General features: G+C 67.0%; 25 protein-coding genes. 17 read left to right on the forward strand and 8 right to left on the reverse strand.

What is annotated here, in order from left to right:
- Nucleotides 1-3 precede the first annotated feature (3 nt).
- Genes AC3WLE_RS22585 through AC3WLE_RS22610 form a run of 6 tightly spaced genes read right to left on the reverse strand, consistent with a single transcriptional unit; the run spans nt 4 to nt 6,708 of the window.
- Nucleotides 4-2,400: a xanthine dehydrogenase family protein molybdopterin-binding subunit gene (locus AC3WLE_RS22585; RefSeq protein WP_492350984.1), complete on the reverse strand. Its 2,397-nt coding sequence runs from the start codon at nt 2,398-2,400 to the stop codon at nt 4-6.
- A gap of 33 nt (nt 2,401-2,433) precedes the next feature.
- On the reverse strand, nt 2,434-3,060 hold the full coding sequence (locus tag AC3WLE_RS22590; RefSeq protein ID WP_492319107.1) for an N-carbamoylsarcosine amidohydrolase: 627 nt from the start codon (nt 3,058-3,060) through the stop codon (nt 2,434-2,436).
- Nucleotides 3,061-3,062: 2 nt separating this feature from the next.
- Nucleotides 3,063-4,118 carry a 2,5-dihydroxypyridine 5,6-dioxygenase NicX family protein gene (locus AC3WLE_RS22595; protein ID WP_492319106.1) on the reverse strand — a complete coding sequence of 352 codons (1,056 nt, stop codon included), beginning with the start codon at nt 4,116-4,118 and terminating at the stop codon, nt 3,063-3,065.
- 16 nt (nt 4,119-4,134) lie between these two features.
- Entirely contained in the window at nt 4,135-4,962 is an 828-nt protein-coding gene (locus AC3WLE_RS22600; protein WP_492356451.1) for an alpha/beta fold hydrolase, read from the reverse strand.
- A gap of 9 nt (nt 4,963-4,971) precedes the next feature.
- Nucleotides 4,972-5,724, reverse strand: a complete 753-nt coding sequence (locus AC3WLE_RS22605) for a maleate cis-trans isomerase family protein (protein ID WP_492319104.1) — start codon at nt 5,722-5,724, stop codon at nt 4,972-4,974.
- A 21-nt stretch (nt 5,725-5,745) separates the two neighbouring features.
- Complete coding sequence (locus tag AC3WLE_RS22610; RefSeq protein WP_492319103.1) at nt 5,746-6,708, reverse strand: amidohydrolase family protein; 963 nt, start codon at nt 6,706-6,708, stop codon at nt 5,746-5,748.
- Nucleotides 6,709-7,147: 439 nt separating this feature from the next.
- Here AC3WLE_RS22610 and AC3WLE_RS22615 point away from each other — a divergent pair, with 439 nt between their 5' ends.
- The 10 genes from AC3WLE_RS22615 to AC3WLE_RS22660 all read left to right on the forward strand — a co-directional run bounded on the left by AC3WLE_RS22615 (nt 7,148) and on the right by AC3WLE_RS22660 (nt 17,165).
- Nucleotides 7,148-8,752, forward strand: coding sequence for an MFS transporter (locus AC3WLE_RS22615; RefSeq protein WP_492350986.1), 1,605 nt, complete (start codon nt 7,148-7,150; stop codon nt 8,750-8,752).
- Nucleotides 8,753-8,923: 171 nt separating this feature from the next.
- Nucleotides 8,924-10,141, forward strand: coding sequence for an ABC transporter substrate-binding protein (locus AC3WLE_RS22620; protein ID WP_492356452.1), 1,218 nt, complete (start codon nt 8,924-8,926; stop codon nt 10,139-10,141).
- A gap of 7 nt (nt 10,142-10,148) precedes the next feature.
- Nucleotides 10,149-10,955 carry an ABC transporter ATP-binding protein gene (locus AC3WLE_RS22625; RefSeq protein ID WP_492350988.1) on the forward strand — a complete coding sequence of 269 codons (807 nt, stop codon included), beginning with the start codon at nt 10,149-10,151 and terminating at the stop codon, nt 10,953-10,955.
- A complete protein-coding gene (locus tag AC3WLE_RS22630) occupies nt 10,952-11,689 on the forward strand; it encodes an ABC transporter ATP-binding protein (RefSeq protein ID WP_492350989.1) in 738 nt (245 codons plus the stop codon). Before AC3WLE_RS22625 ends, AC3WLE_RS22630 begins: the two co-directional genes overlap by 4 nt.
- 11 nt (nt 11,690-11,700) lie before the next feature.
- Complete coding sequence (locus tag AC3WLE_RS22635; RefSeq protein ID WP_492319098.1) at nt 11,701-12,585, forward strand: branched-chain amino acid ABC transporter permease; 885 nt, start codon at nt 11,701-11,703, stop codon at nt 12,583-12,585.
- Entirely contained in the window at nt 12,585-13,631 is a 1,047-nt protein-coding gene (locus AC3WLE_RS22640) for a branched-chain amino acid ABC transporter permease (protein WP_492356460.1), read from the forward strand. The genes AC3WLE_RS22635 and AC3WLE_RS22640 overlap by 1 nt, the downstream gene beginning before the upstream one ends.
- An 82-nt stretch (nt 13,632-13,713) precedes the next feature.
- Entirely contained in the window at nt 13,714-14,019 is a 306-nt protein-coding gene (locus AC3WLE_RS22645) for a non-heme iron oxygenase ferredoxin subunit (protein WP_013952434.1), read from the forward strand.
- Nucleotides 14,020-14,030: 11 nt separating this feature from the next.
- The gene (locus AC3WLE_RS22650) at nt 14,031-15,311 is read left to right on the forward strand and encodes an NAD(P)/FAD-dependent oxidoreductase (RefSeq protein ID WP_492319097.1); all 1,281 of its coding nucleotides are present in this window, start codon (nt 14,031-14,033) and stop codon (nt 15,309-15,311) included.
- Between the two features lie 12 nt (nt 15,312-15,323).
- The gene (locus AC3WLE_RS22655; RefSeq protein WP_492350990.1) at nt 15,324-16,613 is read left to right on the forward strand and encodes an aromatic ring-hydroxylating dioxygenase subunit alpha; all 1,290 of its coding nucleotides are present in this window, start codon (nt 15,324-15,326) and stop codon (nt 16,611-16,613) included.
- Nucleotides 16,614-16,649: 36 nt separating this feature from the next.
- Entirely contained in the window at nt 16,650-17,165 is a 516-nt protein-coding gene (locus AC3WLE_RS22660) for an aromatic-ring-hydroxylating dioxygenase subunit beta (protein ID WP_492356453.1), read from the forward strand.
- Nucleotides 17,166-17,202: 37 nt separating this feature from the next.
- On the opposite strand, the gene AC3WLE_RS22665 is transcribed toward AC3WLE_RS22660, so the two are convergent.
- Both AC3WLE_RS22665 and AC3WLE_RS22670 read right to left on the reverse strand, forming a co-directional pair.
- Complete coding sequence (locus AC3WLE_RS22665) at nt 17,203-17,733, reverse strand: MarR family winged helix-turn-helix transcriptional regulator (RefSeq protein WP_492350992.1); 531 nt, start codon at nt 17,731-17,733, stop codon at nt 17,203-17,205.
- A 75-nt stretch (nt 17,734-17,808) separates the two neighbouring features.
- Nucleotides 17,809-18,480, reverse strand: coding sequence for an ankyrin repeat domain-containing protein (locus AC3WLE_RS22670; protein WP_492319094.1), 672 nt, complete (start codon nt 18,478-18,480; stop codon nt 17,809-17,811).
- A 265-nt stretch (nt 18,481-18,745) separates the two neighbouring features.
- On the opposite strand from AC3WLE_RS22670, the gene AC3WLE_RS22675 reads away from it, so the two are divergent.
- The 7 genes from AC3WLE_RS22675 (at nt 18,746) to AC3WLE_RS22705 (ending at nt 26,054) form a co-directional block, all read left to right on the forward strand.
- Entirely contained in the window at nt 18,746-19,213 is a 468-nt protein-coding gene (locus tag AC3WLE_RS22675) for a nucleoside deaminase (RefSeq protein WP_492319093.1), read from the forward strand.
- Nucleotides 19,214-19,579: 366 nt separating this feature from the next.
- Nucleotides 19,580-19,789: a hypothetical protein gene (locus AC3WLE_RS22680; RefSeq protein ID WP_035819482.1), complete on the forward strand. Its 210-nt coding sequence runs from the start codon at nt 19,580-19,582 to the stop codon at nt 19,787-19,789.
- A 66-nt stretch (nt 19,790-19,855) separates the two neighbouring features.
- Nucleotides 19,856-20,551 (forward strand): intradiol ring-cleavage dioxygenase, encoded by a 696-nt coding sequence (locus AC3WLE_RS22685; RefSeq protein ID WP_492319092.1) that lies wholly within the window; start codon nt 19,856-19,858, stop codon nt 20,549-20,551.
- A 387-nt stretch (nt 20,552-20,938) separates the two neighbouring features.
- Nucleotides 20,939-21,982: a TRAP transporter substrate-binding protein gene (locus AC3WLE_RS22690; RefSeq protein ID WP_200872559.1), complete on the forward strand. Its 1,044-nt coding sequence runs from the start codon at nt 20,939-20,941 to the stop codon at nt 21,980-21,982.
- Between the two features lie 25 nt (nt 21,983-22,007).
- Entirely contained in the window at nt 22,008-22,637 is a 630-nt protein-coding gene (locus tag AC3WLE_RS22695) for a TRAP transporter small permease subunit (RefSeq protein ID WP_492319091.1), read from the forward strand.
- The gene (locus tag AC3WLE_RS22700; RefSeq protein ID WP_492356454.1) at nt 22,634-24,553 is read left to right on the forward strand and encodes a TRAP transporter large permease; all 1,920 of its coding nucleotides are present in this window, start codon (nt 22,634-22,636) and stop codon (nt 24,551-24,553) included. The genes AC3WLE_RS22695 and AC3WLE_RS22700 overlap by 4 nt, the downstream gene beginning before the upstream one ends.
- A gap of 34 nt (nt 24,554-24,587) precedes the next feature.
- Nucleotides 24,588-26,054 (forward strand): MFS transporter, encoded by a 1,467-nt coding sequence (locus AC3WLE_RS22705; protein ID WP_492319089.1) that lies wholly within the window; start codon nt 24,588-24,590, stop codon nt 26,052-26,054.
- Nucleotides 26,055-26,188 lie beyond the last annotated feature (134 nt).

Below are 26,188 nucleotides of genomic sequence, written 5' to 3' on the forward strand. Positions count from 1 at the left end.
CGGTCAGGCTGCCTTCTTGCTTTGTGCGCCGGCCACTGCCGCATCCAGCGCTTCAAGGATCTTTCTCGGGGTCAGCGGCGTTTCCTGAAGTTCGACGCCGAAGTCGCGCAAGGCGTCGTTCACCGCGTTGAAGATCGCCGCCGGCGGTGCGATGGCACCGCCCTCGCCCATCCCCTTGGCGCCGAATTCCGTATGCAGCGACGGCGTCTCGAAATGATGGATGCGGATCGACGGAATCTCGGTCGGCCCGGGCAGCATGTAGTCCGCCAGCGTGGAGGCCAGCGGCTGGCCGTTGCCGTCATAGCGCATCTCCTCGAACATCGCGGTGCCGATGCCCTGCGCCACGCCGCCATAGGTCTGGCCCTCGACCACCATCGGATTGATCATGGTGCCGCAGTCTTCCACCACCACGTAGTCCAGGATCTCGACATGGCCGGAATCGATATCGACTTCCACCGCGACCGCGTGGGTTGCATAGGTGAAGCTGCCGGTATCGACCGCGGGCTTGAAGCCCATGGTGACCTCCAGCCCTTGCGCATCCACATCGGGCGGCAGCAGGTGGGGATTGATGTACCAGGCGTCGGCAATGCGGCCGATATGGATGACGTTGGCATCGCCTGCACGCACTGCGCCGGCTGCGAACGTCACCGCCTCCACCGGCTGCCCCAGCATATGCGCGCCAATCTTCCGCAGCCGCGGCAGCAGCGCCTTGCACGCCCGCGACACCGCGCCGCCCGACATCACCAGCGAGCGCGAGGCATAGGTGCCGGTGGAGAACGGCGTCAGACCGGTATCGCCATGCACCAGCTTGATCCGTCCGATGTCAATGCCCAGGATCTCGTGGGCAATCTGCGCGAAGGTGGTCTCCATCCCCTGCCCGTGCGAATGCACGCCGACGCGCACTTCGAGGCCGCCGTCCGGCGTGATGCGCACCGTGGCCGAGTCGAAGCCCGGGATCACCGGCGTGCCCCAGGCCGCGAACACGGAAGTGCCATGCGCCGACTGCTCGGTGTAGGTGCCGAAGCCCACGCCGACATAGCGGCTGCCCTGCGGACCCGCCTGCTGCCGCGCGCGGATCGCGGGCAGGTCGATCATCTCCATCGCCTGGCGCACGCTGGCCGGGTAGTCGCCGCCGTCGAAGTGCTTGTTGGTCACGTTGACGTAAGGCATGGCCTGCGGCGGCACCAGGTTTTCGCAGCGCACTTCCCACGGCTCGCGCCCCACCTCGCGCGCGATCGCATCCATCATCAGTTCCATGGCGAAGCAGACGCCGGTCCGGGCCACGCCGCGATACGGCACGAAACCCGGCTTGTTGGTGGCCACGCAGGTAGTCTCGCAGCGGTATCCGTCGAAGGCATAGGGACCGGGCAGGTTGCCGATCGCCTGCCCCGGCTCCAGCCCGATGGTGAAGGGCCAGACCGAATAGGCACCGCCGTCGATGGCGATGTTCGCGTCCAGCGCCAGCAGGCGGCCGCGCTTGTCGGCATAGGCGGTAAGCGCGTAGTGATGCTCACGCGAGTTGGCGCCGGCGGTCAGGTGCTCGCGCCGGTCCTCGATAAAGCGGAACGGCCGCTTGTAGGTCAGCGCCAGCCAGGCGATACAGAGCTCTTCCTGCTGCAGCACGCATTTGTAGCCAAAGGCGCCGCCAACGTCCGGCGAGATCACGCGAACGCGCGCCTGGTCCAGGCCCAGGCAATGGCTCAGGATGGTCCGGATCATATGCGGCACCTGGGTGGCGCTGTACACCACCAGCTGGTCGAACTGGTGGTCCCAGTAGGCCAGCACCGCCTTGCCCTCCATCGGCACCATGCACTGGCGCGCCAGGTTGACCTTGCGGTGGACGACGACGGAGGCCTCGCGCTGCCGCGCCTCGAAATTCTTGTCGATATTCAGCGTCAGGAAGGTGTTGTCGCGCCAGTGTTCGTGCACGCGCACCTCGCCTGCGAGCTGGCGGGCCTGTGCCACGTCGGTCAGCGCGGGCAGCTCGTCGAACTCGGCCACCACCTGCTCGGCGATGTCCTCGGCTTCGGCGCGCGTGGGGGCAAAGGCCATGGCAACGGGCTCGCCGACAAAGCGCACCTTGCCGCTGGCCAGCGGCGCCTGAGCCGACGGCTGGTAGGACGGGAACGCCGAATCCGCGACGATGTCCCGCGCCGCCGCCATGTCCTCGCGCACGATCACCGCTTGCGCGTGGCGCGCGGGCTTGGTCACGGACAACAGCCTGGCATGCGCCACGGGGCTGCGCAGGAAGGCCACCTCCTGCAGGTCCGGCATGGCGATGTCCGCGACAAAGCGGCCCTTGCCGTGCAGGTGCCTGGCGTCTTCCTTGCGCGCCACCCGGGCCCCCACGCCCTGGCCGCGCCCTCCTTCCGAATGATCCGGTTCCATCGACGATGTCATTGTCTTATCCGTCCCGATGATTCATGCAAGCGCTCATTCGCGCACCCCGATGGCCGCCAGCCCTTCCGCGCGGGTGGTGACCTTGGCATATTTCTGTTCCATGTCGAACAGGTTGGCCTGGTGCGGTCCAAGCGCGCGGTCGCCGACGCAATCCGACAGCACCAGCGGCCGGAAGCCGTATTGCATGGCGTCCACCACGCTGGCGCGCACGCAGCCGCTGGTCACCGCGCCGGCCACCACCAGCGTGCGCACGCCGCGCTGCGTCAGCCAGGCGGCCAGCGACGTACCGAAGAACGCCGACGGCACGGTCTTGCGCACCACCAGCTCGCCGGCCCGCGGCGCCAGTTCTTCGACGATGGCGCTGTTGCGCTCGCGCTCCTTCAGCGACAGCATGTTCGGCACCTTCATGGAGAAGATGTTGTGGTCCGAACCATCGTCTGCAAAAACGATGCGGCTGTGTGCAATCGCCCAGCCCTCGCGCCGTGCCACGGCCAGCAGCGGCACGGTGTTGGCGATGGCCTCGCGGATATTGCCGCCGCCGAACACCTCCGGATCGGCAAAGCCGTTGACGAAATCGACCACCAGCAGCCCGATCGGGCCCGCCAGTTCCAGGTCGTTGCCGAAGCCCTGGCGCTGGTACGCGCCGATCTCCTTGTGCATGGCTACTTCTCCTCCGGATAGCGGAATCCGTCCGTGACCTTGCCGCGGCTCACCACATCCACGCCGTCCAGGCGGACGGTACAGTTACGCACGGGAATATCGATATGGCAGGCTGTGGTGCGGCTGCCGCCGGCTTCGTTATTGGGGCCGAGCGAGAACAGGAAGTTGCCCTCGAAGGCGCGCGCGTCCATGCCGATGGTGGCCTCGCGATCGTACAGCCCCAGCGTGGACCAGTGCGCGCGCGGCTGCAGCCCCCAGCCGATATGCGAGATGGCATAGGCCTGCGGGTCGTTGAAGGAGGCCATGTACTCGCTCAGCAGTTCGGCGTGCAGGCCGCCTTCGATGCGCGTGGCAAAGCCGCCCTCGACCGTCAGCATGACCGGCTCGGTGACGTAGGTCTTCTGCGGCAGCAGGATGTCGCCGCGCTCCAGCACGATGGTGCCGTTGGCAGCGCCCTCGTTGGGCCAGGTCAGCGCGAAGCCGCTGGGCCAGTGGTCCCAGCGCCCGGGCTCGTCGACAAAGCCATACTCGCTGATGGCCGGGAACTCGCCCAGCGGGCAGCGCAGGTCGGTGCCGGCCGGCGACACCACATGCATTTCCTTGGCGCGGGCCAGCCGCTCGGAGGCGGCCTTGACGCGCTCGCGGTCGGCCTCGCAAGGCACCAGGCGCGCCAGCACCTCGGGCGGCTCGACGGCCAGCAGGATTTTGGTGCCGCCCTTCAGGATGTCGTGCTGCTCGGGGGAGAACAGCAGCGTCATCAGGTCCAGCACCAGGTCGCTTTCCCTGAGCGCGGCAATCGCGGCACGGTTGCCCGTGAGCGGAGTCGTGCCCAGGTAGGCCAGCGCGTCGCGGCTCAGCGCCTTTTCACCGTTGACCGGCGGCAGGTCGAGCCGGTTGACGATGGCACCCATCGCCTGCGTGGCGATCAGCGCGGTGGACAGCGTCTGCGGGTGGGTCGCAGCGCTGGTCAGGATGGTGACGGTCTGGCCCGGCTCCAGCCGCGACAGCTTCAGCACCTTGCGCCAGGCCTCGATCATCTGGTGGTCACTTACCGGCATGTCGCCTCCTTGCTTGTCATTGCGTCAGCGGCGCGCCGAGGAAATCCCCCAGCGCCGCGTAAAAGCCCGCTTCGTCATCCCACGGGATCATGTGGCCGGCACTGGCAACGTGGCTGACCAGCACCCCCGGCAGCAGCGTGCGGATCTGCGCCACGTCTTCAGCGCGCACCACGTCGCCACGCCCGGCGGTCATCAGCAGCGTCGGCACCTTGACCCGGGGCAGGTCCGCATGGATGTCGTCGCGATGGAAATCCTCGAAGCTGCGCACCACGGCATCTTCGTTGCAGGTATGCAGCCATTCGGCGCGCAGGCGCAGCTGTTCGTCGGTCCAGGTCGGGCAGAAGCGGCGCATGCCCTCCACGTCGGTGCCCTGGCGCGACAGGCGGATGGAATCCACATACCACGGCAGTTGCGCGGGATATGCGCGGCGCCCGGGCCCCGACACCGGCGGATCAACCAGCACCAGCCTGGCCATGCCGTCAGGCCGGCCCGCCGCGGCGCGCACGCCGATGCGTGCGCCCATCGAATGGCCAACCACGCTGTAGCGGCGCAGGCCAAGCGCCTCGGCAAAGGCCACTACGTCGCGGACCTGGGCGTCGAGGCTGTAGTCCAGCCCGGCCTCGGCCGACGACAGGCCACGCCCGCGCACGTCCAGCACATAGGTATCGAAGCTGGCGCCAAAGCGCTCGCCGACGAAGCCCCAGGTGATTGCCGGGCTGGTGATGCCCGGCACGATGATCACGGGATCGCGCGCGGCGCGTGCACCGTCACTTCCGCCATAGCGCAGGTAGTGCTGGCGAATGCCGTTGGCATGGACATGCCCGCCATAAAGGAAAGTGGTCATGGCATGCCCTCAGTAGGCGCCCGACAGCAGCGCGCCGGCGCCCGGCACGACCGGCTCCAGGTCCAGCGCCTTGAGCATAGCGTAGGTGGTGGCGATGGCCGCGGTGATGACCGGCTTGCCCGTCATCGCCTCCACTTTTGCCACTGCCGGCAGCGACGGCATCTGCACGCAGGCCGACAGCACGATGGCATCGACATCCGCCAGCTTCATCTGCGACACGATGCCCGGCAGCCGCGACGGATCGTGGCGGCCGACCTCAAGGTTGTCCGGAATCTCCAGCGCACGGTAGTCCACCACCTCATAGCCTTCGTTGCGGATGTAGTCCACCACCAGCTCGGTCAGCGGCTTCATGTACGGCGCCACCACGGCGATGCGGCGCGCGCCGATCACGCGCAGCGCATCCACCAGCGCACCGGCGCTGGTGATCACCGGCGCGTCGCCGCCATTCTCGATGGTGTGGGCCTTCAGCCGCTGCTCCGACTTGCGGTGATAGCCGTGGCCCATGGCCATGATGGCGACCAGGCAGGCGTAGCCGAGCACGTCGACGCGGGCGTCGCTGAGCTCCACCGCGCAGCGGTCGGATTCGGCATCCATGGCGGCCAGCTCTTCCTTGACCACCTTCTTCATGCGCATGCGGCTGGAGTGGAAGGTAAAGCGCTCCGGGCGGATCTGCTGGCGCGCCAGCAGCATCGCGGGAATCTCGGTTTCCATGGTCGTGTTCGAGCTGGGAACGATCTGGCCGATGCGAAAGACTTTTTGCATGAGGGTCCTCGGGTTGTACGGTTACAGCTTGAGCAGGCGTTGCGCGTTGCCGTGGCAGACCAGCGCGCGCGTGGTGTCGTCGAGCGGCGCGTCCTCGATGAACTTCGCCGCGACTTCGGTCGATTCGTAGGGGTAGTCGACCGAGAACATCACGGCCTCCGCGCCGAGCTCGGCAATGGCACCGGCCAGCGCACCGTGCGAGCACACCCCCGAAGTGGTGATGACGATATTGGTGCCGATGTATTCCGAAGGCGCGCGCGCCAGCCGGACGCCGTGCGAATAGACCGCAAAGCGGCTGTCGAAGCGCCAGCGCTGGTACGGCAGGCCCTCGCCCATATGGCCGAGGATGAGCTTCAGGCGCGGGAAGCGGTCGAACACGCCGCCGAACAGCAGCCGCAGCGCATGCGATGCGGTCTCTACGCCCCAGCCCCACGCCGCGCCGGTCAGTTCGGGGTGGCCCGCCAGGACCTGCGGCTGAACCAGCGCGTCGGTCGGGTGCAGGTACATGGGCACGTCCAGCGCCTGCATGCGTTCCCAGAAAGCATCGTATGCCGGGTCGTCGTAGTAGCGCCCGTGGGTATGGCCGTTCACCAGCGAGCCCTTGAAGCCAAGCTCGCACACGGCGCGTTCCAGCTCGCGCGCGGCCTGTTCCGGGTCGTGCATGGGCAGCGCGGCAAAGCCGGCAAAGCGCGTCGGGTGGCGTGCGATCTGCGCGGCCAGGAAGTCATTGCTCTCGCGCGCCCGCGCCAGGGCAAGGCCGGTGTCGGACTCGCCCTGCACGCCCGGGCCAGTCTGCGACAGCACCGTGATGTCGATGCCGGCACGGTCCATCTCGGCGAGGCGGTCCTCGTCGAAATCGGCGAGGCGGCGGTCCAGCTCGGCAAACACCGCCGGATCGATATGCTGCGTGAACGCCTTGGAATAGGCCTGGAATCCCGGCGTCATGAAATGCTCTTCGAGGGCGATCTTCTTCACTTTGGTCATGCTGGTGGGGGCTCCTGATTGGTGAAATCGCTTCGCTTCGGGCGCGTCCTGCATGGCATGCGACGTGCGCCGATGCAATTACTCAGTACACTGATTAGTTTCGGATTCTAGTCAGCGAATTTCCAAAAGTCTAGAAGCGGCGCGGAGGGTTAACACCTATAACGATGGCCATAGGCCCTCAGTACACTGAGCCCAGATGCTCAGTATGCTGATGATATTAAAAGACCATTTAAACAGGCGATTTCGGGCATTCCGGCACATTGTGGACTGGCCCACATTTTGCTCAGCATACTGCGTTTCTCATCAGCATACTGACTGATGCACCGGAAGGATGCGGCGCTGCACTGCGCGAGGGGCCGACAGGCCCTGGCCAGCGGCGCCGGCACCGCCGGGACGAGCAGACATATAGAGACAACAGCTAGACCAAAGGACCCCCGCCATGACGATCAGCCTGACTCGCAGCGAGACACGCGCCCCCGCCTCCGGCATGACAGCCGAGGAGCGCAAGGTCATCCTTGCCTCTTCCTTCGGCGCCCTGATGGAGTGGTACGACTTCTACATCTACGCCGCACTGGCGGTGTACTTCGGCGCACTGTTCTTCCCCAAGGGCAATGAGACTGCCGCCTTCCTGGCCAGCCTGGCCACCTTCGGCGCAGGCTTCCTGATACGGCCGGTGGGCGCGCTGCTGTTCGGCCGCCTGGGCGACCTGATCGGGCGCAAGTACACCTTCCTGGTCACCATCCTGCTGATGGGTGTTGCCACCGTCGGCGTCGGCGTGCTGCCCACGTATGAGCAGATCGGCATCACCGCCACGGTGCTGCTGGTGTTGCTGCGGCTGCTGCAAGGCCTGGCGCTGGGCGGCGAGGTCGGCGGCGCGGTCACCTACGTGGCCGAGCACTCCCCCGTGCACAAGCGCGGGCTGTACACCAGTTCGCTGCAGACCACGGCAACGCTGGGCCTGCTGTCCTCGTTGCTGGTCGTCTACCTGCTCAAGACCTTCCTGACCGAGGCCGAGTTCCGTGACTGGGGCTGGCGCATTCCCTTCATCGTGTCGCTGGTGATGCTGGTGATCTCGGTCTACATCCGCGGCAAGCTGCATGAATCGCCGGTCTTTGCCCGGATGAAGGCTGCCAACACCACCTCCAGGGCGCCGATCCGCGAAAGCTTCACCAACTGGAAGAACCTCAGGTCGGTGCTGCTGCTGTTCGTGGTGGCGGCGGGCCTGGGCGCCATCTTCGGCACCGGCCACTTCTACTCGATGTTCTTCCTCAACAAGACGCTGCATGTGCCGCTCGAAACGGTCCACATGCTGATCGGGATCGCGCTGGTGGTGGCCACGCCCTGCTACCTGCTGTTCGGCTGGCTGTCCGACCGCATCGGCCGCAAGTACATCATGATGGCCGCCTGCCTGCTGGCGGCGGTGTGCATCCAGCCGGTGTTCAAGGGCCTGACCCACTATGCCAATCCGGCGCTCGAACAGTTCCAGCAGCAAGGCGCCGTGCGGGTGACGGCCGGCGACTGCAAGGCGCGCCTGTTCGGCGAGCCGGTGTCCGCCTGCGACAAGATCCGCGGCTACCTGACCGACCTGGGCGTGGGCTACACCTTCGTGCCGGCCAGCAATCCGGCGCAGGCGGAAGTACGCATCGCGGATCGCACGCTGCAGGGCTTTGACCGCGACGCCATCAAGAGCGCGCTGGTGGCGGCCGGCTGGCCCGAGCGCGCGGACCCCGCGAAGATCAACACGCCGATGGTATTCGTGCTGCTGCTGGTCCCGATCCTGTTCCTGGCGATGGTGTACGGGCCGATGGCGGCCTTCATGGTGGAACTGTTCCCGGCCCGGGTGCGCTACACCTCGCTGTCGCTGCCCTTCCACCTCGGCGCGGGCTGGGTCGGCGGCATGCTGTCCTTCGTGGTCACGGCCATGAACGTGGCCAGCGGCGACGTCTACTTCGGCCTGTGGTACCCGGTGATCATCGCCGGCCTGGCCTTCGTCATTGGCATGCTGTTCGTGCCGGAGACGCGCGGCCGCGACCTGGCTACCTGAGCGGCACTACGGGTGAAGCTGAAGGGCGGATCTCTCCGCCCTTTCTTCCGGTCAACTATTCAGCATACTGAGTTTATCCGCGCTACCCGCGGCGCAGCGATGGCGCCGCGGTCTGCCGACGCAGCCATCGCAACCATTCCAATCTTTCGCGTAGACAACCTGGAGCCCCTGATGTCCACCTCTCGCATCCTCCGCACCCTCACTGCGTCCTCCGCCCTGCTGGGCCTGGCCGCCGCCACGCCCGCACTGGCCGACGCCAATGGCGTGAAGATCGGCGTCATCACCGACATGTCCGGCTCCTACGCCGACCTCTCCGGCAAGGGCTCCGTGCTTGCCGCGCAGATGGCGGTGGAAGAGTTCGGCGGCAAGGCCCTCGGCAAACCCGTGACGGTGCTTTCCGCCGATCACCAGAACAAGGCCGATATCGCCTCGTCGCTGGCGCGCCGCTGGTTCGATACCGATGGCGTCGACATGGTGATCGACTTCCCCAACTCGTCGACCGCGCTGGCGGTGCAGGAGGTGGCGCGGCAGAAGCAGAAGATCGACATCGTCTCGACCGGCGGCGCCATGGCACTGACCAACCAGAACTGCTCGCCCACCGGCTTCCACTGGGCCTGGGACACGTATTCGGTGTCTTACCCGCTGGTGCGGCGCATGATCGAACAGGGCCGCAACAGCTGGTACTACATCACCGTGGACTACGCCTTCGGCCAGTCGCTGGAGGCGGATTTCCGCAAGGCCGTGGACGCCGGCGGCGGCAAGAACGTGGGTGCCACCCGGCATCCGCTCAACGCCAGCGATTTCAGCAGCCCGGTGGTGGCCGCCTCGGCTTCCAAGGCGAAGGTGGTGGTGCTGGCCAATGCCGGCAACGACATGATCAACGGGGTCAAGGCAGCCGGCGAGTTCGGCCTGATCAAGGCAGGCCAGACGGTGATCACGCCCTCCACCTTCATCACCGATATCAAGAGCCTGGGCCTGAACGCCGCGCAGGGGCTGACCTATGTCGACCCGTTCAAGCTCGACCTGGATGGCAAGTCGAAGGACTTCGTCGAGCGCTACTACAAGCGCCACAAGGCCTATCCCACGCATGGCCAGATCGGCGTCTATTCAGGCGTGCTGCATTACCTGAAGGGGGTGGAAGCCGCCAAGACCGTGGAAGGCCCGGCCGTGGCGGAGAAGATGCGCGCGCTGCCCGTCAACGATGCCTTCGTGCGCAACGGCAAGGTGCGTGTCGACGGCCGCATGGTGCATGACATGTACCTGGCCCAGGCCAAGACCCCGGCCGAGTCCAAGGGCCCGTGGGACCTGGTCAGGTACATCGGCACGATCCCCGGCGACGAAGCCTTCCGGCCGCTGTCCGCCAGCGAATGCCCCCTGGTGAAGAAGTGAGCGCGCCATGCCTGACACTGATGTAATCCTGCAGACGCAGAGACTGACCAAGGCCTTCAAGGGCTTTACCGCAGTCAGCGATGTCAGCCTGTCCGTGCGGCGGGGCTCGATCCATGCGCTGATCGGCCCCAACGGCGCCGGCAAGACCACCTGCTTCAACCTGCTGACGAAGTTCCATGCGCCCTCGTCCGGCTCGATCCACTTCAACGGCACCGACATCACCGCGCTGCGGCCGGCCCAGATCGCCCGCATGGGGGTGATCCGCTCGTTCCAGATCTCGGCGGTGTTTCCGCAACTGACGGTGCTGGAGAACGTGCGCATCGCGCTGCAGCGCAGGTTGGGAACCTCGTGGCATTTCTGGCGCGGCAGGCGCTCCCTGTCGCGGCTGGACGGCCGCGCCATGGAACTGCTGGATGCGGTCGGCCTGGCCGGCTTCGCGCACCTGGGCACGGCGGAGCTGGCCTACGGGCGCAAGCGCGCGCTGGAACTCGCCACCACGCTCGCGACCGACCCGGAGCTGATGCTGCTGGACGAACCGACGCAAGGCATGGGGCATGAAGACGTGGAGACCGTCACCGCCCTGATCAAGCGCGTTTCGGCGGGGCGGACGGTGCTGATGGTGGAGCACAACATGAGCGTGGTGTCGTCCATCGTGGACCGCATCACGGTGCTGCAGCGCGGCGCGGTGCTGGCAGAAGGGACCTATGACGAGATCTCACGCAATCCGCAGGTAAGGGAAGCCTATATGGGAACCACCGACGAACCCGAAGACCGCCCCGCAGCCGCGGCGGCGCTGAACGCGGAGGCATCATGACCAGGACGGCCTCCCCTGCCCTCGAACTCCGCGGCCTGCACGCCTGGTACGGCGAGTCGCACATCCTTCACGGCGTGGACCTGACCGTCAACCCGGGCGAGGTGGTGACGCTGCTCGGCCGCAACGGCGCCGGACGCACCACCACGCTGCGGGCCATCATGGGCCTGGTCGGCATGCGCAAGGGTTCGGTGCGCGTGCACGGCCAGGAAACCATCGACATGAAGACGCACCGCATCGCGCCGCTGGGCCTGGGCTACTGCCCGGAAGAGCGCGCCATCTTCGCCAGCCTGTCCTGCGAGGAGAACCTGCTGCTGCCGCCGCAATTCGCCTGCACCCCGGGCGCGGTCGGACTGCGCGAGCCCATGACGCTGGGCGAGATCTACGAGATGTTCCCCAACCTGCACGAGCGGCGCAAGAGCCAGGGCACGCGCATGTCGGGCGGCGAGCAGCAGATGCTGGCGGTGGCCCGCATCCTGCGCACTGGCGCCAGCGTGCTGCTGCTCGACGAGATCTCGGAAGGCCTGGCGCCCGTGATCGTGCAAAAGCTGGCGAAGATGATCGCCATGCTGCGCAGCCGCGGCTACACCATCGTCATGGTGGAGCAGAACTTCCGCTTTGCCGCGCCGCTGGCGGACCGCTTCTTCGTGATGGAGCACGGCCGCATCGTCGAGGCCTTCGGCGCCGATGAGCTCGAACGAAAGATGCCCACGCTCAGCGCCTTGCTGGGCGTTTAAGGAGACTTTTCATGGAATTGTTTGGAGTGCCCCTGCCCGCGCTGCTGAGCCAGTTGCTGCTGGGGCTGGTCAACGGCTCGTTCTACGCGATCCTGAGCCTGGGGCTGGCCGTGATCTTCGGCCTGCTCAACGTGATCAACTTTGCGCACGGCGCGCTGTTCATGCTTGGCGCGGTGCTGGCCTGGATGGGCCTGAACTACCTCGGGCTCAACTACTGGCTGATGCTGGTGCTGGCACCGGTGCTGGCCGGGACCCTCGGCGTGGTGCTTGAGCGCACCATGCTGCGCCACCTCTACCGCTTCGACCACCTGTACGGGCTGCTGCTGACGCTGGGCATCTGCCTGCTGATCGAAGGCGCGCTGCGCTCGGTCTACGGCGTCTCAGGCCTGCCCTACCCCACGCCGGAAGCCTTGTCTGGCGTGAGCCAGCTGGGCTTCATGGTGCTGCCCAACTACCGTGCATGGGTGGTGCTGGCGTCGCTGGCGGTGTGCTTTGCCACCTGGTTCATGATCGAGAAGACGCGGCTGGGCGCCTATCTGCGCGCCGGCACCGAGAATCCGCGCATGGTCGAGGCCTTCGGCGTCAATGTGCCGCTGCTGGTGACGCTGACCTACGCGTTCGGCGTGGGCCTGGCCGCGCTGGCGGGCGTGCTGGCCGCGCCGGTGATGCAGGTCTCGCCGCTGATGGGCCAGAACCTGATCATCACGGTCTTCGCCGTGGTGGTGATCGGCGGCATGGGTTCGATCCTTGGCTCGATCTTCACCGGACTTGGCCTGGGTGTCTTCGAGGGCATCACCAAGGTCTACTACCCCGAAGCCTCCGCGACGGTGGTCTTCGTCGCCATGGTGTGCGTGCTGCTGGTGCGCCCCGCCGGGCTCTTTGGAAAGGAAAAATGATGGCAAGCGGAAAGCGTGCAACCTTCGCCTACGGACTGCTGCTGGCGGTCCTGCTGCTTGCGCCCTGGCTGGGCGCCTACCCGGTGCTGGTGATGAAGCTGCTGTGCTTCGCGCTCTTTGCCTGCGCCTTCAACCTGCTGCTGGGCTACACCGGCCTGGTGTCGTTCGGCCACGCGGCCTTCTTCGGCGGCGCCGCCTATGCCTGCGGCTATGCGATGAAGTTCCTGCAGCTGACGCCGGAGCTGGGCCTGCTCGCAGGCACCGCCTTCGGTGCCCTGCTCGGCCTGGTGTTTGGTGCACTGGCAATACGCAGGCAGGGCATCTACTTCGCCATGATCACGCTGGCGCTGGCGCAGATGTTCTATTTCTTCTGCCTGCAGACGCCCGCGACCGGTGGCGAAGACGGCCTCCAGGCGGTGCCGCGGGGCGACCTGTTCGGCGTGCTGCCGCTGGCGTCGGACCACACCATGTACTACGTCGTGCTGCTGATCACCGCAGCGGCCTTTCTCGGCATCATGCGCATCGTCAACTCGCCGTTCGGGCAGATCCTGCGCGCGATCAAGGAGAACGAGCCGCGTGCCATCTCGCTGGGCTATGACGCGGACCGCTTCAAGCTGCTGGCGTTCGTGCTGTCGTCGGCGCTGGCCGGGCTGGCGGGCGCGCTCAAGACCCTGGTGCTGGGCTTTGCCACGCTCACCGACGTGCACTGGATGATGTCGGGCACGGTCATCCTGATGACCCTGGTCGGCGGCATGGGCACGTTGTCGGGCCCGCTGGTCGGCGCCCTGGTGATCGTGGCGCTGGAAAACAAGCTGGGCGACGCCGGCAATGCGCTCGCGGCCATGACCGGCATCGGCTGGTTCGAAACGCTGGGCGAATCGGTCAGCATGGTGACGGGGCTGATCTTCGTGGTGTGCGTGCTGACGTTCCGCCGCGGCATCATGGGCGAGATCCTGGCGCGCTGGCAGGCCCGCCCGTCGCTGCAGGCCGGCGCGCCCGCGGTGGGGTCAGCCGGATCCGGCGCGGCCAACCCCGGCCAGGGTTAACCAGAATACTGCGAGCAAAAAACATCAGTACACTGATCTTAGATACTCAGCATACTGACAAATCAAATTCACGGAGATCGCCATGGCATGGATTGAAATCGACGCCGCCCACGGCCTGCAGAACGACGAGGTAATGCCGCTCACGCTGGGGGACCGCCAGCTCGCCGTCTATCGCAGCGACGACCAGTACTTCGTCACCGACAACGTCTGCACGCACCAGTACGCGCTGCTGTCCGACGGCTACCTGGAAGACGGCTGCATCGAGTGCCCGCTGCACCAGGCCCGCTTCGACATCCGCTCCGGCAAGGCGATGTGCGCGCCTGCCACCAGCGACATCCGCACCTACCCGGTCAAGTTCGAAGACAGCCGGGTGTGGGTCGAGCTTTGAAGGAGCCGAGCATGCCACAAGACACGCCCATCCTGATTGTCGGCGCCGGCCAGGCAGGCGCGATGGCCGCTGCCGAACTGCGCAGGCTCGGCCATCGTGGCCGCATCGTCATGGCCGGCGGCGAGCGCCATGCACCGTACGAACGCCCGCCGCTGTCCAAGTCCGTGCTCGCCGATGCCGCGCAGGACGGCAAGATCGGCGTGCACCCCGCCGGCTTCTATGCCGGGCAGGAGATCGAGCTGCGGCTTGGCACCACGGTCACCGCGCTGGACCCCGCGCACAGCGTGGCGCACTGCGCCGACGGCGAGGCCATTCGCTACGCCGCCTGCCTGCTCGCCACAGGCGGCAATGCGCGCGTCCTGCCTACGCTTCCCCCGGGCACGCCCCACGTGCACTACCTGCGCACGCTCGACGACGCCGCCCGCCTGCGCGATGCCATGCAGCGCGCGCGTGAGGTGATCGTGATCGGCGGCGGCTTCCTTGGCCTGGAGACGGCCTCGACCGCGGCCGGACTCGGCCTCCGGCTCACGCTGATCGAAAGCGCCGACCGGCTGCTCGGCCGCGCGCTGCCGCCTGAGCTTGGCAGCTGGCTGGCGCAGCGCGTGCTTGCGCAAGGCGTCGAGCTGCGGCTCGGCTGCGGCATCGCGGCCCTGGTGCCGCGGGCCGATGGCGTGCTGGTCAGGCTTGCGGACGGCGCGGCGTTGCAGGCGCCGCTGGTGGTGGTCGCGATCGGGCTGACGCCCGAGGTTGCGCTCGGCGCCGCCGCCGGCCTGGCGCTGGACCCAGCCAACGGCGGCATCCAGGTCGACCAGCAGGGCCGCACCAGCGCGGCCGGCATCTATGCCGCGGGCGACTGCTGCAGCCAGTACCAGCCCCGGTTCGGCGCCCACATGCGGCTGGAATCCTGGCAAAGCGCCAACGAGCAGGCGCGCATCGCCGCCGCGGCCATGCTGGGCGTGCAGGCCGAACCCGCGGCGATGCCGTGGTTCTGGACCGACCAGTTCGGCTGCAACGTGCAGATGCTCGGCGCGGCCACTCCCGATACCCGCTATGCCTGGCGCGGCATCGCCGCCAGCGACGCGCCCTGCCCCAGGTTCATGCTGCTCGGCACCCGGCACGGCCGGCTCAGCCACGCCATCGCCATCAATGCCGGCGGCGACCTGCGGCCGCTGCGCGCGCTCTTCGGCCATGCCGTCGAAGACCTGCTGCCACGGTTGTGCGATGACGCCTTGCCGCTGCGACAGCTGGTGCGCGAGCTCCCGACGGCAGCGGCCAGCCCCACTACACTCTGAAAGGACTCCCACATGTACCAGACACAAGCGGTGATCCAGCACACGCTGGGCAAGAAAGACGCCGGCCTGGCCGACTGCCGTTGGCCCGAAGACAGCCTGCACTACATCCCGGACTGGGTCTACACCAGCAAGGAAGTGCATGACCTCGAGCTGCAGAAGATCTTTCGCGGACGCTCCTGGAACTACGTCGCGCTCGAAGCGGAAATCCCCAACGCCGGCGACTACAAGCGCTCCTATGTCGGCGCGACGCCGGTGGTGGTGTCGCGCGCCGAAGACGGCTCGGTCAACGTCTTCGAAAATCGCTGCGCGCACCGCGGCGCCGAATTCTGCCGCCACAGCCAGGGCAATGCGAAGGAATTCGTCTGCCCCTATCACCAGTGGTCCTACGACCTCAAGGGCAACCTGCAGGGCGTTCCGTTCAAGCGCGGCGTCAATCGCGCGGGCGGCATGCCCAGGGACTTCCGCAACGAGGACCACGGCCTGGTCAAGCTGAACGTGGCCACGCGCAACGGCGTGGTCTTCGCCTCGTACGCGGCGGACATGGAAGGCCTGGAAGACTACCTGACGCCGGAGATCCTCAAGGACTTCGACATCGTCTTCAACGGCAAGCCGCTCAAGGTGCTCGGGTACTACAAGAACGAACTCCCGTGCAACTGGAAGATGTACCACGAGAACCTCAAGGACCCGTACCACGCCACGTTGCTGCACTCCTTCCTGGTGGTGTTCGGACTGCTGGTGGCGGGCAATGAAAGCGCCATGATCGCCGATCCTGTGCACGGGCGGCACGGCACCATGGCGTCGGCGAAAAAGGAGGACAAGTACGCGGCGGTCAGCGACGAGAACAAGAAGGAGATGCGCTCATACCATGAAGGCATGCGCCTGGAGGACGAACGCTTCCTGGAGTATGTGAAAGAGTTCGATTCGCCGTGGTCGGTGACGATGCAGACGATCTGGCCGAACCTGATCGTGCAGCGCGAAATGAACACCCTCGGCGTGCGCCAGATCGTGCCCAACGGGCCGGACAGCATGCTGATGCTGTGGACCATGTTCGGCTACGAGGACGATACCGAGGAGATGACGCAACACCGCCTGCGCCAGGGCAACCTGATGGGCCCCGCAGGCTTCCTGGGTCTGGAGGACAACGAGGCGATGAAGTTCGTGCAGGAAGGCGTGCGCCGCTCCAGCAGCGACCTCAATGTGCTCAAGCTGGATCCGGACCAGGTCGGCACCTCCAACTCCCTGATCTCCGAATCCGCCATCCGTGCGATGTACCAGTACTACCGCGGCGTGATGGGATTCTGAACGGCGGCTAACGGGATTCCCCAGAACATGAAACCGATGAACTATTCCCTCTATCGCGAGAGCGCCCTCGGCACCGCGCGCGCCATTGAACTGCGGCTGGAGATCGAGGCCTTCCACGCGGAATACTGCGCGGTGCTCGACGCCGGCCTGGTCGAGCAATGGCCCCGCTTCTTCACCGAGGACGCGCTCTACCGGATCACCGCGCGCGAGAATGCCGAGCGCAACCTGCCGGTGGGGCTGGTCTACGCCGAAGGGGTGGGCATGATGCGCGACCGCGCCGCTGCGATTGCCAATACCCAGATGTTCGCGCCGCGCTACAACCTGCACCTGGTGACCAACACGCGTGTCAGCGACGAAACCGCGGTCGGCGATATCGTGGCACAGGCCAACTACATGCTGCTGCAGACGCTGGTGGAGGGCCCCACCACGATCCACCTGGCGGGGACCTACTACGACCGCTTCCGCCGCCAGGGTGGCAGGCTGCTGCTGCGCGAGCGGCAGGTTGTCTACGACACCACCATCATCGCCAACGACCTGGTCTACCCGGTCTAGCGCGTGGGCGCGGCGGGCCTTGCGCCCGCCGTCGGGCCTACATGCTGCGCAGCACGGTGCGGCTGTACTGGTTGTTGGCTTCCACCAGCGTCGCCAGCAGGTCCATGAACACTTCGCGCTGGGCGGGCTTCAGCGGCGCCAGCATGCGCTCCTGCGCACGCGCCATGTCGCCACGCAGCGCCGTGACCACGCTCTTGCCTTCCCGCGTCAGGTGGACATGGCGGGTGCGCCGGTCGGCGGGGTTGTCGCGGCGCTCTACCAGCCCGCGCTCCTCGAGCCGGCGCACGACGTCGGCGGTCGTGGTCCGGTCCAGGCCGACCTCCTGCCCGAGCGAAGTCTGGTCCAATCCCGGCAGCACCGACAGCACCGTCAGGATGGCATATTGCACGGGCGTGATATTGGGCGACTTGCACTCCTCGAAGAACATCGCGACGTGGATCTGGTGCAAGCGCCGCACCAGGAACCCCGGGCGGGCCCAGAGCAACTCCTTTGCCGGATCGGCTTCCGGCACGGCATCCGCCACCTCATGACTGCCGCTCGTTGCGTTGCGTTTCGCTCTCGCAGACATCGCTCTCACCATTTTGTATGCACACTGACAGTATATATGAGGCAGGCGAGAGCGAGCCGCCTTGCGGCGCAAGGTTCAGCGTGCGCCGGCGGCGCTCAGAATCTGCTCGATCTGCGTATAGCCGCGCTGGCGCGCATGCTGCAGCGGCGAGACGCCGTCGCCGTCGGCCAGGTTCACGTCGGCGCCCGCCTTGACCAGCAGGCGCACGATCTCGGTATGGGCCTGCCCGCCGTTGCCAAGGATGATGGCCTCCAGCAAGGCGGTCCACTTGAGCTTGTTGACATGATTCACCGCCACGCCGGCCGCGATCAGCGTGCGCACGGTCTCGACATGGCCGCGCTCGGCGGCGGGAATCAGCGCGGTGCCGCCGTAGCGGTTGGTGCTGCGCAGGTCCGCGCCGTGGGCCAGCGTCAGGCGCAGGATCTCGTTGTAGCCGCGCGCGCCGGCGTACAGGTAGGGGCTGTCGTGGATGGCATCTTTCGCGTTCACGTCGGCGCCGGCATCGATCAGGACCCTGGCCGCCTGCACGCGGTTGTGGTGCGTGGCCAGCAGCAGCGCCGTGCGTCCCTGCGCATCGCGGTCATCGATGCTGGCGCCCTGGCCTAGCAGTGCGGTGACCTGCGCGGCGTTGCCGCTGGCCGCGGCCTCGCGCAGCTGTTGTTCGGGCGGGCCGCCGGCGGCGGCTGGGATGGATGTCAGCATGGCAATGACCAGGGCAAGGCAGATGGACAGGCGCGCCGCCAGCATGTTCTTTCCTCCGTGCGGATGCGTCGGGTGTGAGTGGTATGGGGGTATCGATGCGGTCTGGCGCATTCTGTCATGCGGGCCACGCCACGCGAAGTTAAGGATTCGAATGCGCGCCAGTGCCATCGCCAATAACCGGCGCGGCTCGCGCGCGGCCCAAATACGCCCTATAACAGCCCACGCCACCATGCCGGCGCACGCTGGCCTATAGTCCCGAGGCCCGAACCATCGTCCGCCTGCACGGGCCAGGCCTCAACGGAGACAACGCGTGTCCACGACAGAAGCCTATCTGCTTGATTCCATCCGCCTCGCCATGGGGAACGTGCGCGAACGCAATACCTGGCCCTTTGGCGCCGTGGTCGTCAGGGACGGCGAGGTGCTGGCCCGCGCGGTGAACGAGGTAGACGCCACCTGCGACCCGAGCGCACACGCCGAAATGCAGGCCGTGCGCGCCGCCAGCCGGGCGCTGGGCAAGCCGGACCTGAGCGGCTGCACGGTGTACGCCAGCGGCTACCCCTGCTCGATGTGCCTGTCGGCAATGTACCTGGCCGGCGTGAAGGCGGTCTACTACGCCTACTCCAATGAAGACGGCGAACCCTATGACCTGTCCGCGGAGCGCGGCTATATCGAGCTGGCCCGGCCGCTGGAGCAACGGGAGATGACGCTGGCCTACGTGCCGGCGCGTGACGAGGGCATCGACCTGTACGAGGCGTGGCGCGAGCAGCAGGGCCGATAGACGCCGCGATGCGGCGCAAGCGGTGCAAGGGCGGTAGGCTGCCGCCCAATTCCACAGTATCGGCATGGCCATCACATTGTCATCGTGACAGGCTGATAATGAACGACGGATGACGATGACGGCGGTGCGACGCCCGGTCACATGTAACCGTCGAGCGGTTGCACGGAACCGCGTGCTGCCGGCCTCGTCAAACCAGTTAGTCGCCGGAGACAGGATGCCGCGCCGCAGCATTTCACCGCGGCGCAGCACGCATGGGCGGCATGTGCCGCATCGTCTCCAGGGCTTCTTGACAATCTTCCCGCGCCTGGCGCTGCTGCGCCGCGCAGACTCCCAGCAAACGCCCCCCCTCTAGCCAAGGAGACGAACGTGCTGAGCCCGCATGAACTTGCCACGCTGCTATTGCTGAGCGACGGCCCCGATTCCCTCGATTCCAGCGATTCCCGCCAGATCGACCCCATCGACCTGAAGGCACTGGTCGAAAAGCAACTCGTACAACTTGAGATCCTGCACGGCCGCCGGCAGGAGCCGCGCATCACCAGCCACGGCTACTCGATGCTCAAGGCGATGGGACGCTGACGTCCCGGCGCCAGCGCGGCAGCACCACGCGCCGCAAGGCGCACGCGGATCACCTCGGAGCCCACCATGACAGTGCGCCCGGCAATTGGCGCCGATAGCGCGGCAGCCACCGACGCGGCGCGCCGCCGCTTCCTGCATGAGTTGGGCGGCCTGCTTGCCGCTGCCGGCATTGCGCCCGGGGCGGCAGCAGCCACTCCTGCCGCCTGCCTGCTGACGCCCGCCGCCACCGAAGGCCCCTTCTACCTTGACGATGCCCTGGTGCGCACCGACATCCGCGACGACCGGCCCGGCCAGCCCTTGCGGCTGCGCATCCGGGTGGTGGATGCCGGGCGCGGCTGCGGGCCGGTGCCGGGTGCGCTGGTCAGCATCTGGCACTGCGATGCCGACGGCAACTACAGCGGCGAGGGCCGCGGCAACCGCCAGGCGCGTTTCCTGCGTGGCGTCCAGCCTACCAGCCAGGACGGCGTGGCCACGTTCACGTCGATCTATCCCGGCTGGTACGCGCCACGCGCCATCCATATCCACTTCAAGGTGCTGCTGGGGCGGTCGGAAGCCCTGACCAGCCAGCTGTACTTCAGCGATACCCTGAACCGCGAGGTGCTGGGCAGCCACCCGGCCTACCGCGCGCGCGGCGTGCCGTCTCGCGCCACCACGCAGGACCCGATCGCGGGGTCGCACCCGAACCAGATGCGCGTGCGCCAGGCTGCCGATACAGCGGGGCTGCTGGAGGCCGAGTTCACGGTCGGCATCGCCCGCACCTGAGCGCCCAGCCCCAGGTCCGCGGCATCGGCCGGCCCCGCCAAAGTGCGCGGGCCCCCACCGCGCGGGTAATCCCTAGATTGTGGTTCCCTGTCCCTTTCCTACCATGAAGGGAATCACGGGCCACCTGCACGCCCGCCCCTGCCGCGCGGCCACTGGCCCGGCATGCTCCAGATTTCCCGACTTTTCCGATGTTCGCGTCAGTGGCGAGTTGTCTCGGCCCCCATGGCCGGCGCTCGCGGGTAATCCAACACATAGCAAATGGAGGCGGTCATGGCATCCAGGACAAGGAAAGCAGGCGCAGCAAAACCTGAAGCGGAAACCAAGCCAGGCGTTTCCCGGCGCGGCTTCCTTGGGGGGGCCGCCGGTGCGGCCGCGGGCGCCGCGGCAATGGGCTTCCCGGCCATCGTCAAGGCGCAAGGCCCGGTCACGATGCGCTGGCAGAGCACCTGGCCCACCAAGGACATCTTCCATGAGTTCGCCGGCGACTTCGTCACCAAGGTAAACAATATGTCGGGCGGCGACCTGAAGATCGAGCTGCTGCCCGCGGGCGCGGTGGTCAAGGCCTTCGACCTGATCGACGCGGTCAGCAAGGGCACGCTGGACGGCGGCCATGGCGTGATCGCGTACTGGTATGGCAAGAACTCGGCGCTGGCGCTGTGGGGCTCGGGCCCGGCCTGGGGCATGGACCCGAACATGCTGCTGGCCTGGCACAAGTACGGCGGCGGCAAGGAGCTGCAGCAGGAGATCTACCGCAGCCTGAACCTGGACGTGGTGTCGTTCCTGTATGGCCCGATGCCGACCCAGCCGCTGGGCTGGTTCAAGAAGCCCATCACCAAGCCGGAAGACTTCAAGGGGCTGAAGTTCCGCACGGTCGGGCTGTCGATCGACATCTTCACCGGCCTGGGCGCCGCGGTGAATGCGCTGCCGGGCGCGGAGATCGTGCCGGCGCTGGACCGCGGGCTGCTCGATGCAGCCGAGTTCAACAACGCCAGCTCCGACCGCGCGCTGGGCTTCCAGGACGTGTCCAAGGTCTGCATGCTGCGCAGCTTCCACCAGCCCTCGGAGCAGTTCGAGATCCTGTTCAACCGCAAACGCTATGACGCGCTGCCGGCCAAGCTCAAGGCGCTGATCGCCAACGCGGTGGAGGCGGCGTCCGCGGATATGTCGATCAAGGCGATCGACCGCTATTCCAAGGACTACCAGGCGCTGCAGAAGCAAGGCGTGAAGTTCTACGCGACCCCCAACTCGGTGCTGCAGGCGCAGTTGAAAGTATGGGATGAGATCGTGGCGCGCAAGGAAAAAGAAAACCCGATGTTCAAGAAGGTCAACGATTCGATGAAGGCCTTCGCCGAGCGCGCCACGCGCTGGCAGAACGACACTAACGTCGATTTCCGGCTGGCAACGAGCCACTACTTCTCCAAACGCACCTGAGCCGCGCCACTCCGGGGGCCAAACCGTGCAACGCCTGCTGCTTGGCATCGACCGCATCAGCACCTTCGTCGGCCAGGCCGGCGCGTGGCTGATCATCGGGCTCACGCTGATGATCAGCTACGAGGTGTTCTCGCGCTATGTCCTGGGCACGCCGCACGCCTGGGTGTTCGATGCCAGCAATATGCTGTACGGAACGCTGTTCATGCTGGCTGGCGCCTATACCCTGGCCAAGCGCGGCCACGTGCGCGGCGACATCCTCTACGGCTTCCTGTCGCCGCGGATGCAGGCGTCAATCGACCTGGTGCTCTACCTGGCCTTCTTCTTCCCCGGTGTGATCGCGCTGGCCTGGGCCGGCATTGATTTCTTCGAGGTCTCGCTGGCACAGGACGAACACTCTTCCATCGCCGCCGACGGCCCGCCGATCTATCCGTTCAAGGCAGTGATTCCCGTGGCCGGCGCGCTGCTTTTGCTGCAGGGCGTGGCCGAGACCATCCGCTGCATCCTGTGCCTGGCGAATGGCAGCTGGCCGCTGCGCGAAGGCGATGTCGAGGAAGTCGATGTCGAGCAGCTCAAGGAGATGGTGCAAGGCACCCCTACCGCTGAGCTGGCCGAGTCACCGCCGCCGCGCGACGACCAGCCTGGAGCCGGCCGATGAGGAGGGAACTGTGGTTCGGCGTTTCCCTGATGGTGCTGATCGTCGGCGCCGTGGCGTGGTTCATGCCCGCGCCGGCGGACTGGACCAACGGGCATCTCGGCCTGCTGATGCTGGCGCTGATCGTGGTGGCGATCATGCTGGGCTTCCCCACCGCGTTCACGCTGATGGGCATGGGCGTGCTGTTCTCCTGGCTGGCCTACCGCCACGCCGACCCCTCGATCGCGGTGCAACAGACGCTGGACCTGATGGTGCAGCGGGCCTATGCCGTCATGACCAACGACGTGCTGATCTCGATCCCGTTGTTCGTGTTCATGGGCTACCTGGTCGAGCGCTCCAACCTGATCGAAAAGCTCTTCCGCAGCCTGCACCTTGCGCTGGCGTGGATTCCCGGCTCGCTCGCGGTGGCCACGCTGGTGACCTGCGCGATCTTCGCGACCGCCACCGGCATCGTCGGCGCCGTGGTCACGCTGATGGGCCTGCTCGCCTTCCCCGCCATGCTGCGCGCGGGCTACAGCACCTCGCTGTCGGCCGGCGCGGTCACCGCGGGCGGTTGCCTGGGCATCCTGATCCCGCCGTCGGTGCTGCTGATCGTCTACGGCGCCACCGCGGGCGTGTCGGTGGTGCAGCTCTATGCGGGCGCGTTCTTCCCGGGCCTGATGCTGACCGGGCTCTATATCCTCTACATCCTGATCCTGGCCAAGTTCAAGCCCGCGCTCGCGCCGCCGCTGCCGGAAGCCGAGCGGGTGGTGCCGCTGCCGCCGGTGGCGCGCACGCTGGAAGCCGGCGGCGCCACCCATGCCTTGCCTGCGCTCGGTGCCGGCCTGATGCGCGCGCTCAAGGGTCCGCGCAATGCCGACCTGCCGACGGCAGTGTTCGCGCGCCAGCTGGGCATCGTGCTGCTGCCGGCGATCGCCGTGGTGTTGGTGATGGGAACGATATACAGCGCGGTCACCGCACCTGCCGCCAGCGTCGCGGCGGAGGCACCGCTGTCGATGGGAGGCGCCGAGGAAAGCAGCGCATCACTCGACGACCTGCAGGCGCCGCCAGTGGAAGAACCCGCTGCGCCCGCAGCGCCGGCCGATCCCGCCGCTACCACCCCTGCACCGACGACCGCAGCGCAAGCCGGGGCGCAGCCAGCGCCAGTGCCGGCGGCGGCTGCAGCATCCGCACCCCGCTGGTTCTGGATCACGCTGGCGGCCGTGGCGGCGGTGCTGGTGTACTTCTACTGGCGCTTCAGCTTCGCGCGGCTGGAAATCTTCAAGATGTTGCTGTCGTCGTTCTTCCCGCTGGCGCTGCTGATCCTGGCGGTGCTGGGCTCGATCGTGTTCGGGCTGGCCACGCCGACCGAAGCCGCGGCGGTGGGCTCGCTCGGCGGCGCGCTGCTGGCGGCAGCGTACCGGCAGCTGAACTTCCGCGTGGTCAAGGAATCGGTGCTGCTGACGGCCAAGACCAGCGCCATGGTGTGCTGGCTGTTCGTGGGCTCGTCGATCTTCTCTGCGGCGTTCGCGCTGCTGGGCGGACAGGCGCTGGTCGAGCAATGGGTGCTGTCGCTGAACCTGTCGCCGGTGCAGTTCATGATCCTGGCGCAGCTGATCATCTTCCTGCTCGGCTGGCCGCTGGAATGGACCGAGATCATCATCATCTTCATGCCGATCTTTATCCCGTTGCTGGATAACTTCGGCATCGACCCGCTGTTCTTCGGGCTGCTGGTGGCGCTGAACCTGCAGACCGCTTTCCTGTCGCCGCCGGTGGCCATGGCCGCGTTCTACCTGAAGGGCGTGGCGCCGCCGCATGTCACGCTGAACCAGATCTTCCTGGGCATGCTGCCGTTCATGGGCATCCAGCTGATTGCGCTGGTGCTGCTCTACGTCTTCCCCGGCATCGGCCTCTGGCTGCCCACGGTGCTGTACCGCTGAGCGCGGCGGCACCCGTTTCCTATACTGGTTGGCAATGCCAACCGATACCGCCCTCGCCAGCCTTCCCGTCGACACCGCATTCCGCACCGACATTCCGGGGCGGCTGGACCGCCTGCCATGGTCGCGCTGGCACTGGCGCGTGGCGATTGCGCTGGGCGTCGCCTGGGTCCTCGATGGCCTGGAAGTCACGCTGGTGGGCTCGGTCGGCGCCGTGCTGGAGCGCCCCGATACGCTGGGCCTGACCGCGACGCAGGTGGGCTGGTCGGGCTCGCTCTATATCGCCGGCGCGGTGCTGGGGGCGCTGGTGTTCGGGCGCATGGCCGACCGGCTCGGGCGCAAGCGGCTGTTCCTGGCCACGCTCGCGGTCTACATGGTGGCGACGCTGGCCACCGCGTTCTCACCCGGCTTTGCCTTCTTTGCGGCCTGCCGCTTCTTCACCGGCCTTGGCATCGGCGGCGAATACGCGGCCATCAATTCCGCCATCGACGAACTGATCCCGGCGCGCGTGCGCGGGCGCGTCAACCTGGCCATCAACGGCAGCTTCTGGCTGGGCGCGGCACTCGGCGCCGGGTTGAGCCTGGTGCTGCTCGATGCGCGCGTGTTCGGCCCGGTCTGGGGCTGGCGCGTCTGCTTCGCGCTGGGCGCGGTGCTGGCCGTGGCCATCGTGCTGGTGCGCAAGCATGTGCCGGAGAGCCCGCGCTGGCTTGCCACCCACGGCCGGCTGGAAGAGGCCGAGCGCGTGATCGCCGCGATCGAGGCCGAGGTGCGCGCCCGCCACGGCCCGCTGCCGCCGGTGGCACCCGATTGCGTCGCGGTGGCGATGCGCCGGCGCGCCGCGCCGGGCGTGGGCGAAGTCATGCGCCTGCTGTTGCGGCGCTTCCGCCGCCGCAGCATGATCACGCTGGCGCTGATGGTGGCGCAGGCCTTTTTCTACAACGCGATCTTCTTCACTTATGCGCTGGTGCTGACACGCTTCTATGCCGTGCCGGAAGCGCGCGTGGCAATGTATATCTTCCCCTTTGCGCTGGGCAACGCCCTGGGGCCGCTGCTGCTTGGCCCGCTGTTCGACCACATCGGGCGCCGGCGCATGATTGCCGCCACCTATGTACTGTCCGGCATCGGGCTGGCACTGACCGGCTGGGCCTTCGTTGAAGGCTGGCTCGATGCGCGCGGCCAGGCGCTGTGCTGGTCGGCGGTATTCTTCCTGGCCTCGGCCGCGGCCAGCTCCGCCTACCTGACCGCCAGCGAAGTCTTCCCGCTGGAAATGCGCGCGCTGGCGATCTCGGTGTTCTATGCCGTGGGCACCGGCACCGGCGGCTTTATCGCGCCAGTGCTGCTGGGCGCGCTGATTGAAAGCGGCAGCCGCGAAGCCGTGGCGGCAGGCTACGGCTTCGGCGCGGTGCTGGTGATCGTCGCCGGGCTGCTGGCACTGCGCTTCGGCATCGACGCCGAGCGGCGGCCGCTGGAGCACATCGCGCCGCCACTTGCCGCCGACGATTAGCCGCGTCACCGCAGCGCGCGCCAACTGCCATCGCTGCCGGACTCAACTCCTTGCCAGAGTCAAAACCCGTCAATGTGTGCTGTATTCGTCGTTCATCGCATGCCATGTTACTGCCGTGTTAAGCAGTGCTACAG

The sequence above is a fragment of the Cupriavidus sp. FW306-1B-F12B genome (genome assembly GCF_058781795.1).

Coding starts and splice junctions, on each gene's coding strand:
- AC3WLE_RS22585 (WP_492350984.1), bottom strand. CDS start 2,400: ATGACATCGTCGATGGAACCGGATCATTCGGAAGGAGGGCGCGGCCAG.
- AC3WLE_RS22590 (WP_492319107.1), bottom strand. CDS start 3,060: ATGCACAAGGAGATCGGCGCGTACCAGCGCCAGGGCTTCGGCAACGAC.
- AC3WLE_RS22595 (WP_492319106.1), bottom strand. CDS start 4,118: ATGCCGGTAAGTGACCACCAGATGATCGAGGCCTGGCGCAAGGTGCTG.
- AC3WLE_RS22600 (WP_492356451.1), bottom strand. CDS start 4,962: ATGACCACTTTCCTTTATGGCGGGCATGTCCATGCCAACGGCATTCGC.
- AC3WLE_RS22605 (WP_492319104.1), bottom strand. CDS start 5,724: ATGCAAAAAGTCTTTCGCATCGGCCAGATCGTTCCCAGCTCGAACACG.
- AC3WLE_RS22610 (WP_492319103.1), bottom strand. CDS start 6,708: ATGACCAAAGTGAAGAAGATCGCCCTCGAAGAGCATTTCATGACGCCG.
- AC3WLE_RS22615 (WP_492350986.1), top strand. CDS start 7,148: ATGACGATCAGCCTGACTCGCAGCGAGACACGCGCCCCCGCCTCCGGC.
- AC3WLE_RS22620 (WP_492356452.1), top strand. CDS start 8,924: ATGTCCACCTCTCGCATCCTCCGCACCCTCACTGCGTCCTCCGCCCTG.
- AC3WLE_RS22625 (WP_492350988.1), top strand. CDS start 10,149: ATGCCTGACACTGATGTAATCCTGCAGACGCAGAGACTGACCAAGGCC.
- AC3WLE_RS22630 (WP_492350989.1), top strand. CDS start 10,952: ATGACCAGGACGGCCTCCCCTGCCCTCGAACTCCGCGGCCTGCACGCC.
- AC3WLE_RS22635 (WP_492319098.1), top strand. CDS start 11,701: ATGGAATTGTTTGGAGTGCCCCTGCCCGCGCTGCTGAGCCAGTTGCTG.
- AC3WLE_RS22640 (WP_492356460.1), top strand. CDS start 12,585: ATGGCAAGCGGAAAGCGTGCAACCTTCGCCTACGGACTGCTGCTGGCG.
- AC3WLE_RS22645 (WP_013952434.1), top strand. CDS start 13,714: ATGGCATGGATTGAAATCGACGCCGCCCACGGCCTGCAGAACGACGAG.
- AC3WLE_RS22650 (WP_492319097.1), top strand. CDS start 14,031: ATGCCACAAGACACGCCCATCCTGATTGTCGGCGCCGGCCAGGCAGGC.
- AC3WLE_RS22655 (WP_492350990.1), top strand. CDS start 15,324: ATGTACCAGACACAAGCGGTGATCCAGCACACGCTGGGCAAGAAAGAC.
- AC3WLE_RS22660 (WP_492356453.1), top strand. CDS start 16,650: ATGAACTATTCCCTCTATCGCGAGAGCGCCCTCGGCACCGCGCGCGCC.
- AC3WLE_RS22665 (WP_492350992.1), bottom strand. CDS start 17,733: ATGTCTGCGAGAGCGAAACGCAACGCAACGAGCGGCAGTCATGAGGTG.
- AC3WLE_RS22670 (WP_492319094.1), bottom strand. CDS start 18,480: ATGCTGGCGGCGCGCCTGTCCATCTGCCTTGCCCTGGTCATTGCCATG.
- AC3WLE_RS22685 (WP_492319092.1), top strand. CDS start 19,856: ATGACAGTGCGCCCGGCAATTGGCGCCGATAGCGCGGCAGCCACCGAC.
- AC3WLE_RS22690 (WP_200872559.1), top strand. CDS start 20,939: ATGGGCTTCCCGGCCATCGTCAAGGCGCAAGGCCCGGTCACGATGCGC.
- AC3WLE_RS22700 (WP_492356454.1), top strand. CDS start 22,634: ATGAGGAGGGAACTGTGGTTCGGCGTTTCCCTGATGGTGCTGATCGTC.
- AC3WLE_RS22705 (WP_492319089.1), top strand. CDS start 24,588: ATGCCAACCGATACCGCCCTCGCCAGCCTTCCCGTCGACACCGCATTC.